15 protein-coding genes are annotated in these 9,043 nt (G+C 34.0%); 1 reads left to right on the top strand and 14 read right to left on the bottom strand.

The window, feature by feature from the left end; all coding sequences use genetic code 11:
- Positions 1-70 precede the first annotated feature (70 nt).
- The 3 genes from RMR19_RS16460 to RMR19_RS16450 all read right to left on the bottom strand — a co-directional run bounded on the left by RMR19_RS16460 (position 71) and on the right by RMR19_RS16450 (position 1,255).
- Complete coding sequence (locus tag RMR19_RS16460; protein WP_310604593.1) at positions 71-319, bottom strand: hypothetical protein; 249 nt, start codon at positions 317-319, stop codon at positions 71-73.
- A 385-nt stretch (positions 320-704) separates the two neighbouring features.
- The gene (locus tag RMR19_RS16455; RefSeq protein WP_310604592.1) at positions 705-986 is read right to left on the bottom strand and encodes a type II toxin-antitoxin system YafQ family toxin; all 282 of its coding nucleotides are present in this window, start codon (positions 984-986) and stop codon (positions 705-707) included.
- A complete protein-coding gene (locus RMR19_RS16450) occupies positions 983-1,255 on the bottom strand; it encodes a type II toxin-antitoxin system RelB/DinJ family antitoxin (protein ID WP_310604591.1) in 273 nt (90 codons plus the stop codon). Before RMR19_RS16450 ends, RMR19_RS16455 begins: the two co-directional genes overlap by 4 nt.
- Positions 1,256-1,348: 93 nt before the next feature.
- Between RMR19_RS16450 and RMR19_RS16445 the strand changes: the two genes are divergently transcribed.
- Positions 1,349-1,747 (top strand): hypothetical protein, encoded by a 399-nt coding sequence (locus RMR19_RS16445; RefSeq protein WP_310604590.1) that lies wholly within the window; start codon positions 1,349-1,351, stop codon positions 1,745-1,747.
- Positions 1,748-1,938: 191 nt separating this feature from the next.
- Here RMR19_RS16445 and RMR19_RS16440 read toward each other — a convergent pair whose 3' ends face one another.
- The 11 genes from RMR19_RS16440 to RMR19_RS16395 form a co-directional block, all read right to left on the bottom strand.
- A complete protein-coding gene (locus RMR19_RS16440; protein WP_310604589.1) occupies positions 1,939-2,493 on the bottom strand; it encodes a hypothetical protein in 555 nt (184 codons plus the stop codon).
- Positions 2,494-2,601: 108 nt separating this feature from the next.
- Positions 2,602-2,817: a hypothetical protein gene (locus RMR19_RS16435; protein WP_310604588.1), complete on the bottom strand. Its 216-nt coding sequence runs from the start codon at positions 2,815-2,817 to the stop codon at positions 2,602-2,604.
- Positions 2,818-2,937: 120 nt separating this feature from the next.
- On the bottom strand, positions 2,938-3,015 hold the full coding sequence (locus RMR19_RS22185; RefSeq protein ID WP_442871549.1) for a hypothetical protein: 78 nt from the start codon (positions 3,013-3,015) through the stop codon (positions 2,938-2,940).
- Between the two features lie 19 nt (positions 3,016-3,034).
- Positions 3,035-3,793 carry a PDDEXK nuclease domain-containing protein gene (locus tag RMR19_RS16430; RefSeq protein ID WP_310604587.1) on the bottom strand — a complete coding sequence of 253 codons (759 nt, stop codon included), beginning with the start codon at positions 3,791-3,793 and terminating at the stop codon, positions 3,035-3,037.
- A 463-nt stretch (positions 3,794-4,256) separates the two neighbouring features.
- Complete coding sequence (locus tag RMR19_RS16425) at positions 4,257-4,808, bottom strand: shikimate kinase (protein WP_310604586.1); 552 nt, start codon at positions 4,806-4,808, stop codon at positions 4,257-4,259.
- A 41-nt stretch (positions 4,809-4,849) separates the two neighbouring features.
- Positions 4,850-5,464, bottom strand: coding sequence for a hypothetical protein (locus RMR19_RS16420; RefSeq protein WP_310604585.1), 615 nt, complete (start codon positions 5,462-5,464; stop codon positions 4,850-4,852).
- Between the two features lie 246 nt (positions 5,465-5,710).
- Positions 5,711-5,857 (bottom strand): hypothetical protein, encoded by a 147-nt coding sequence (locus tag RMR19_RS16415; RefSeq protein WP_310604584.1) that lies wholly within the window; start codon positions 5,855-5,857, stop codon positions 5,711-5,713.
- Positions 5,858-5,997: 140 nt separating this feature from the next.
- Complete coding sequence (locus tag RMR19_RS16410; RefSeq protein ID WP_310604583.1) at positions 5,998-6,216, bottom strand: hypothetical protein; 219 nt, start codon at positions 6,214-6,216, stop codon at positions 5,998-6,000.
- An 11-nt stretch (positions 6,217-6,227) separates the two neighbouring features.
- The gene (locus RMR19_RS16405) at positions 6,228-6,884 is read right to left on the bottom strand and encodes a class I SAM-dependent methyltransferase (protein ID WP_310604582.1); all 657 of its coding nucleotides are present in this window, start codon (positions 6,882-6,884) and stop codon (positions 6,228-6,230) included.
- Between the two features lie 594 nt (positions 6,885-7,478).
- A complete protein-coding gene (locus RMR19_RS16400) occupies positions 7,479-8,378 on the bottom strand; it encodes a penicillin-binding transpeptidase domain-containing protein (RefSeq protein ID WP_310604581.1) in 900 nt (299 codons plus the stop codon).
- A 48-nt stretch (positions 8,379-8,426) separates the two neighbouring features.
- The coding region (locus RMR19_RS16395; protein WP_310604580.1) for a hypothetical protein at positions 8,427-9,043 on the bottom strand (617 nt) is incomplete at its 5' end.

Below are 9,043 nucleotides of genomic sequence, written 5' to 3'. Positions count from 1 at the left end.
CACCATCCGCTGGTGCAAGTATGTCCTTTCCATAACAGTAATAGTTATGCAAATCCTTTTTATCCCCGTGTCAGCTCTCACCTTCCTCATCAACACTAGCGAAATCATAGGCGAAACGTTGGGGTAGAACTTCCCACGAATGAGATGTATTTTTTGTGACTCCCCCATTTATTGTGTACCATTCACCATCAAAGGGTAATGCATATTCTACTTTTAATACATAACTATCAATAGCCTTTTGCATCTTTCTATATTTTACCGTTGCATACTTCAAGCCCAATATTTGCAATACTGCTTGACTTAAAAGATGTAAATTCATTTGATTTTCCTCTGAAAATTCTAATTCTATTTCTCATTGCAACATATATATTTTAACATAGTGCACTCTCATTTACCATGATTTTCCCCGTAAAGGTTACTTTCTAACATTGGCAACAAAGTTGGACCTTTTGGGTTAAACAACTGAGGTAATATAAATATGACAGGCAATCTCAAAGACCACCTGTCATATAAAATAATCTGTATTAAATTGGTATTATTCAAACTCGGCAAGTCCAATAGTGTTCTTAACTATTTCTGTTTAGTTTCATTGCTTTTTATGCCGACTTTTTACTTCAATTACACATATTATTTTGGCTTACTGATTTTTTGTTGCCAAAATGTTGCCACTTGATTCATTACAATTATATCTTATTATTCTCTTGCTACATATCAAACAAATCAGAATGCGTCCCTGTGTCAACTAGAGTTAATGTCAGAACTTCATCTTCCAATAAGTATATAAGTAGCCAATCTGGTTGGATATGGCACTCTCTAAAACCGGTATATTTTCCTTTAAGTTCATGATCTCTATACTTTTCATCCAGTGTTAACCCATGAATCAATTTTTCTACTATGGAATCCAATAACGCTATATCCAAGCCTCGTTTCTTCGCACGCTTTAAACCTTTTTTAAACTTTCCAGTTAATATTAATTGGTATGTCATAGCTCCATATCCTCTAAGGCTTCTGAAAAACTACTGTACTTCTTAGTATCTGGATCTTTGCTAATTCTTTTGGCTTCTTCCATAGCCTCTATCACTTCTGGTTTATAATTTGGTATCTCCACGCTAAAAGGTAAGCCACCTCTTAATACACATTGTCTTAAGAACATATTTGTAGCGCTAGACATATCCATTCCGAGTTGTCCGAACAACTCTACCGCTTGTTTTTTCAACTCTTCATCAATTCTTATTTGTGTTGGTACTGTTGCCATAATTATCACACTCCTTTAACAATAATATACACTTTTTGATTTACATTGTCAACCATTTGCACCTTCCATCTAATAGAACAAAAACTCGCACTAATGGTGCGAGAGGAGAATGTAGATGATACCTTTGAACTTCACCAGTCAACTGAGAATACAAATATGATTGAAGAGACAACCGAACAAAACACCAATCATGACACGATCGAATCAAATATGATAGCACAGGACAATCCCATTACAAAGGAATCAGATAATGAAGCCTCTGATATGGAGGATACAGACAATTTAGCGTCTTCCTCTGATTCTTATGCAGGTTATTCTGAAGGTTCAAGAATACAATTAATGGCAATGGATTGTGTGGAGCAGGCTGTTCCTGAATTAAATGATTATTCTAAATATATTTCTGAAAAAAGCAATGATAATGCACGCTTTACAATGCAAGCATTTACTGACCTTGATGAAATATACAGGGTTCTTTGTCAGCGAAAATTTTGATGAAGTTCTCTGGTATTATCTACTGGAAGGTCAAGTATTCACCTTAGATGAATGGAGGAATTCCTCTCACTATAGGGAATTTTTAAAAAATGAATAGTCGTGGATTTATAATGAGGAATTCTAATGAAAAAATTACTTGTTGCTATTTTATTTGTTGTTTATATGGATGGAATGGTTGGAAAACTGGGTGCTTAGGAAAGTATTACTTTAATCAAAGAGTCTTTTTCTTTTGCATTCAAATAAATCTGCCGTGCCTCATCCGCCATATTTTTTCCTAGACAAATACCATCTGGTTGTACAATACCATCATGTATTATAACGTTATCAAAAGGAATGAGTGATGTCTGAACAATCTGCGGCATAGGAAAACCATCTAACATTTCTCGCCAACTGGAATAAATGCCACATACAATATATACCTCTTCTTTATCACAAGATACCAATACTGAACCCGATTTTAAATGTCTTTCAACTACAAATTTTCCATGAACAACCTTCTTCCATCCTTTCATAATGGTTACTTGCTCTTTCTTCATTTTATCCAAATGCAAGTTTAAGTATTCGTCAATAACAGATACGTCTTCCCAAAGTTTGGTTGTTATCTTCATAACACTTTCAATCGGTAATCCTTTGGGCGAAGTCATCCCATATAACTCCTTTACCAGTTTGTATTTTTGATTTATGTAATCTAATAGCGGAATCCATAAATCATAAAATAGCTTTGATTGTTCATTCGACAAAACCATATTTATACCTCTTTTTCCTCTGTTTCTTCATATCCTACGATTATCAACCTTTTAATTTCAATTCATCAAACACTCTGTCAAACAAATTTACATCCAAGAAGGACATGCCTATTCCTTTTGACCCATTTTCAAGTCAATTATAACATAACAATGAAGAATTGTATTATAAGATAAGAGATCCAGATAAAACTCTTCCTCTTCTTCAATGATACTCTGAGGTTCTAGTGTTTCGTTATGTTTTTCTTCCAACCACTTATTCCGTTTGTTAAGCCTAGCCTTGACTTCTTTCAATTCTTTATTAATGCGATTAACTTCTTGATCCATTCTCCACCTTCAGTAAAATACCAAGCCTTTTATTTTAGGGTATCCTAGATTTTTGTCAACTATTCAAACTCGGCAAGTTCAATGGTATACCTAAACACTTTTGTTTAGTTTTGATGCTTTTTATGAAATCAAACCTATGGATGGATTATCTGTTTCTGTTTTTAACTGCTCATCTACAACAGAAAGGTAGAAGTTCATTTTTCCAGCATATTCTGGCTTAATTTTTTTTCATTTTCAAATCAATTACCACATAACAATGAAGAATTGTATTATAAAATAAAAGGTCAGGGTAAAATTCTTCCTCTTCGACTTTAAGCAATTTTTGATGTCCCATATAGGCAAATCCTGAACCCATCTCCAATAAAAAATTTGTGATATGATTTATCAATTCGTTTTCTATATCTCGTTCAACCATTCCTTCTCGTACTTCAACAAAATCAAAAATGTATGGATCTTTCATTGTCTGAATTGCCAACTCGCTCTGCGCCTTCGGTAGCCTTAGTTCAAAATTTTGCACTTTATTCGGATTATTCTGCCTATCTATTAGTCTTCCTGCAACTTGAAATTCAAGTACGTCCACCGACCATGCGTTTTCAATAGCTTTTGTACCATACCAATATCGCTCGTCCATACTATCCAGCTTTTCCAAAAGAACAAGATTATGCGACCATGTCAATTTTGCAGACACCGTCTGCAAAAAGTTTAAATCCGTTATTTCTTTTGCAAACTTTTTCATATATCGAAGATTTCTTGCAGAAAATCCTTTCATTTTTGGTGAGTCCAGCTTAATTTCCTTAGCCAGTGTATCAATAAATGCATTGCCATATTGCACCTGTTCATTCAATTCTTTTCCAATACTCCAATATAACTGAATCATTTCACCATTCACTTTAACCATAGCTCGGTATTGGGCTTTGCGAACTTTACTTTTTATTTCTTCAATCAAATCTTTGTATTCATTGTTGTCTGGCAACATATGTCCTTCCTTTCCAAAAGCAACTATACTGTACCGCTTTTATAATTGTCTTTTTCATCGTTTTTCCGAATCTTCCCTTTTAATATGATGCTATGTTTTCACAAACCTATTCAGCTAATGTGTTGTGCCATTGGCAACAAAATTTTGCCCTTTAGTTGAAAAATAGAGATAATATAAATACGACAGGCAATCCAATAGACTACCTGTCATTTAAAATAATCTATGCAAAATTTTCAATCATTCAAACTCGGCAAGTTCATGGTTGTTACTAAACATATTAGCTTAGTTTTCGTGTGAAAAATACCTTTATTTTATCTCAATTACACATTTTATTTTGGCTTACTGATTTTCTGTTGCCAAAGTGTTGCCACGCTGTTATTATACTGGACACTCACTAGAAAATCAACTGTTTTAACCCTTTACAAATTGAAGTTGTCTTAATATCCATGGTCGACATGTTTCCTCATCTCTCATTAAAATTCATCATTGAAATTATGTAATTTGCTGCTTCCTCTGCATTTCTTCCAGTGATATCAATCTTATTTTCAATCTTTGAAAAAGCAACTTTGTAACCCGAAATATCTTGTTTTATTTGCTTTAAATAGTACGACTTGTGTGCATTCTTATATTCATCATCATGATATAGTTGATCATTATCATCTGCAAATATCAATCTATTAAATATATTTTCTGGAGTATCTTGTATCTCAATTTTAATCACTTCCGCAGATACCTTCTTCAGACTATTCATACAATATCTAGTGTAGTAAATAGGCGGAACAGCGATCACCTTATTCCCGTCTTTTTTAACAACCAAGCCTATAATATAGCTTCTTTTTTGATCTCTTTCTACCACATATCCATTTTTGTGAATAAATTCATCCATATTTTTATATCCGTAATATTGCTTCACCTCATCATCAATATCATAAAAATCATAATTTAGCTTCTGTGCCATTATTTTCCCTATTGCTGTTTTACCTACATTTGATATACCAAACAATAAAATATTCATAATATTCCTTATCTCCGTCCAGTTATTTTTTTCTTTTATTGTCAAACAATCCCAGCGCTTTTTATAAATTCGAGGAATCTCTTACAATTCTCAATCTCATACTCTTCTCCGCCTGCTACCGCATCTTTGCAGATCTTCCTCGTCTTTGCAAAATCATCAATAAAGTTCCCTTCTAATGTTGCTACACGTGAAAACGAGAATGGGATGCTTGCAATTCGTTTATCTTTATACATAGAAAAGTATTGTTCCACGCATTCCTTTACACATTCAATATTTGCTGTAGATGCAACAGGAACTCTAACGGAATATGGTGGCAATTTGCGTCTCGAATCTTCTGAATAATCACATGGAAAAAAATAGACATCAAGTTCTACCCCCTCAAGCACAGAACTAACCGAAAATCCAATTCCCTGGTGTTCCACAGATGCTGGAATTAATTCAAAATCACCATTCTCATTCGGTTCAAATGCATAATCTACCGATAGAGATTCTGCAAGTAGAAAAATAGCTTCATTCCTTTTCAAACGTGCTCTTCCCTCTACAGACATTGGATCTGGAGCCTGAAACCACATCCCTATATCTGCGATAGCATCCTTTAACTTTTCACTTTTAAATTTGTTCTGCCACGACTTTGGCAATGTTACTTTATCATTCATCTTAACCCCCCTGATTTTCCTTTTGTAATATGAAATCATTCATTGATGATAATATTGTTGCTCCGCCAAATTGGAATTTCACTGGCTGCTTTATTCTTCATAACGAATTAATTTGCATCCATTCCAACGATGTGGTGATTTTCTCACCATAACTCTTAATTTTGGTCTGATACTCCTGCTCTGAAATTTCATTCCCATTTTGGAAATATTGGAAGGTAACAGTCTCACCTTTCATAGCACCAACCATCAAAATGAATCTACTTGTTCGGGTGTCATGTCATCGCCACTGATTCGATAGAAATCAATCCCTGATTCTGCTGCGCTGTAGCTGCCCTGCACTTCTATTATGGCATTTTCTAAAAGTGCAAAATTGGTCCTGTATCCAAACTCCATACCTGGAAAAACATGGATTACATTTGTTCCGTCAAATGTATATAGGTCATAATACCATGGCGGAGTTCCAATCTCTATTCCGATGTCTACCCCAAAACTTGCATCATATGCATCTATATCTCCACTCTCCAGAATCTGTGTTAAAAACCATTTTTGACCATGTCCTCATATTCTGCCAGAACAGTGTCATATACATCATTCTGTTTCTCATTTTTTTCCACACAATTCGGCAGTGTTTCTTCCTCAGTTGTCACCGATTCCTCTACATCAGACACTATATTATGCAAAGCAGCCTTTCCACATCCAGTCAATCCGATGAGGATTCCCATAGATAATAAAATGACCCACCGTTTTTTCATACTTTCCCTCCTTAAAGTTCTTTTCTGCATAAGCAATGTATTATCGTCCCATCTTCTGAAGTATATATTTCACCTTTCTCACAAAGGATAACTGTATATCCAGCATTCTTTGCAAAGGATATTAGGTCATTAGGCTGAAAGGTCTCCCAATAAAGCTCTGTATCCGCATATGGATAAAATTTCCCTTCTTTCATACAGTTCTTGTAATTATCCATTTCAAAATTGTAATCATGACCTGAAAAGCTTAATAAACCATCACTTGTTAAGATGCGCTTACATTCCAATAGAAAATCGTGCTTGCATTCATCCCCATATATCAAACCAAATGTTTGAGCCCATATGATAATGACGTCAAAAGAATCCGCCTCGAAAGGTAACATATGTCCATCATATAAGCGAAAATCCATATCGTACCCTTTTTGTGCCGACAACGCCACGACCTGTTGAATGACTTCTTGCGAAATATCAATTCCTACAACCTTAAAACCCATGTCAGATAAAACAAAAGCTTCTCTGCCTAACCCACATCCGATATCTAAAAGCTTTGCATTTTTAGGAAAGAACCTTGTAACAGCTAGTTCCCATTTCTTTAGATTAGGTCTTTCCCATTGGATCATTTCATTTACGTTTTCTTTTGTTTCGTACCACGCTTTTACAATATAGCTCACGTTACTCACCTTCCCATTTTTTCAAATCGGCACACTCATGTGCCGTTTTGTCGGCCAATTATATTGAAACTACTCGAATCATTTTCCCCAGCTAAAACTGTTAAGCCCTTTTTAAAGGTAATTATATGGTCTTCTTCATCAAAACACCAACAATTCTTTATTGATAATAGTGATAAGTACATCACTATTCACCTTTCGCATTGAAATAGTTAAAAACCGTTTAAGCCATTTTATCACATATCAAATTACTTTTCTATTAACAAACGTAGATTGATTATGACATTGGCATTGACAACAAAATTTGCATTTGAATTGAGCAACTGGGATAATATAAATATAACAGGCAATCACAAAGACCACCTGTCATGTAAAATAATTTGTATTAAGTTGGTATTATTCAAACTCGGCAAGTTCATGGTTCTTCTTAAACTATTTTGTTTAAGTTCTATATGGAAAATGCCTTTATTTTATCTCAATTACATAGTTTATTCTGGCTTACTGATTTTCTGTTGCCAAAGTGTTGCCACGCTGTTATTATACTGGACACTCACTAGAAAATCAACTATTTTAGCCTTCTGCAAATCTAATGGAATTTTATGTATCTTTTAGGAAATCCTTTAATATTTCAAAACCAATCTCTTTTACTTTATTGCCTGAAATTTTTTCCGGACTATCATCAACATATATTGCATAGTAAAACTTTTTATTGTTTTTCTCTGCAAAGCCTACAAGCCATGCAGTCCCAACTGTTCGCGTCCCTGTCTTTCCATAGACCTTAACACCCTCATTTTCCATCTCTTTAATTAACATTATCTCTTTAAGTAATGATACATCGACTTCTTTATATCCTGCATTTCCCTCAAAAATATCTGCAATAACTTGTACTTGGTTAATCGGAGATATTTTTAAAGAAGATTCTAACCAAAACCCATTCAAACTATCTGATGGATTAACATCACTTCCGTTCCATTCACTAACATCGCAGTTCCCATACTGTAAATCCTCCAATTCCCTTTTTACGGATTCTTGACCCACTTGGTTAATTACGTTTTTAAAATACCATATGCATGATGTTCGAAAGGCATTTTCTAATGTAACATCTGTATTCCATTCTGAAATAGAGTACTCATATCCATCATATCCCATAGTTGAATTTTTATTATCTATGATGCCATATTTTAGCCCAAGCAAGGTGGAGATAATTTTAAATGTAGAGCACGGTGATTCTTGCTTTTCAACCATAGACATATTATAAGTATAATATGTGTTAGTTTCAACATCCAGAATGACAGTACAACCTTTTATAGAATTAAAGTAAGGTTCAAAATCGAATATCTCTTCAATGGGTTCATTCATTTTAAGTTCATTCTCTTGAATCGCTTTTTCTGAAATTTTCTTTTCATTGCTTGTATCAATAGCTGGCGCATCCTTACTGCATGCCATTAAATTAAGAACAAGTAATAAAGCCACTAGTATTAGCACCGTTTTTTTCATAGTAGTTCTCTCCTGTAAATATGTAACTCTGCATAAACATATTCTAATCTATGCTGGATGCTTCTTTTCCAAAGGAATTATTTTAAGTATACTAAAATTCTGCATATATCTTTTTAGTTCTTCTCTTACAAATGTATACCCCTGAAAGTCTATATCATTCTTAACATCCCGTGCATCATAAATTGCTAAATATCCGTGTCTTAGTCCTTTTTCTGTTGAATTCATTAATTCTTCAATATATTCTAGGGTCTGAGTCACGCCACTTCTTGCCCGTGAATCGGTATATTCTGTTGATAATCCTGTTCCTTGATCATTTATTGAAATACCAAGCCATTTTATCTCAATAAAGTACAACTCACCTCTAACATCAAAATATACATCTAATTCTCTCTTTGATTGTCCAAGTTCTGGCTCACGAGTGAATGTATATTTCATATGGTCTGTCAAATATATAATCAACTGATCTCTCATAAAATGTTCTGGCTTATTTTTCAATATATTCCTACGGATCAAATTTGAATCAATTTGCCTTAATGTTGAATTATCTGCAAAAAAACTCATATAGTTCACTTGTTGTGTTACAAATTTTCTTGCATACTCATCCATTACTTCATTAATCTGTGTTATATCTTTCTTTTTATTATATGCCATTTGATCTAGTCTTG

The organism is Anaerosporobacter sp. (genome assembly GCF_031551385.1).
Lineage (GTDB): Bacteria > Bacillota > Clostridia > Lachnospirales > Lachnospiraceae > Anaerosporobacter.
This window is presented reverse-complemented; position numbering and strand designations above follow the sequence as displayed.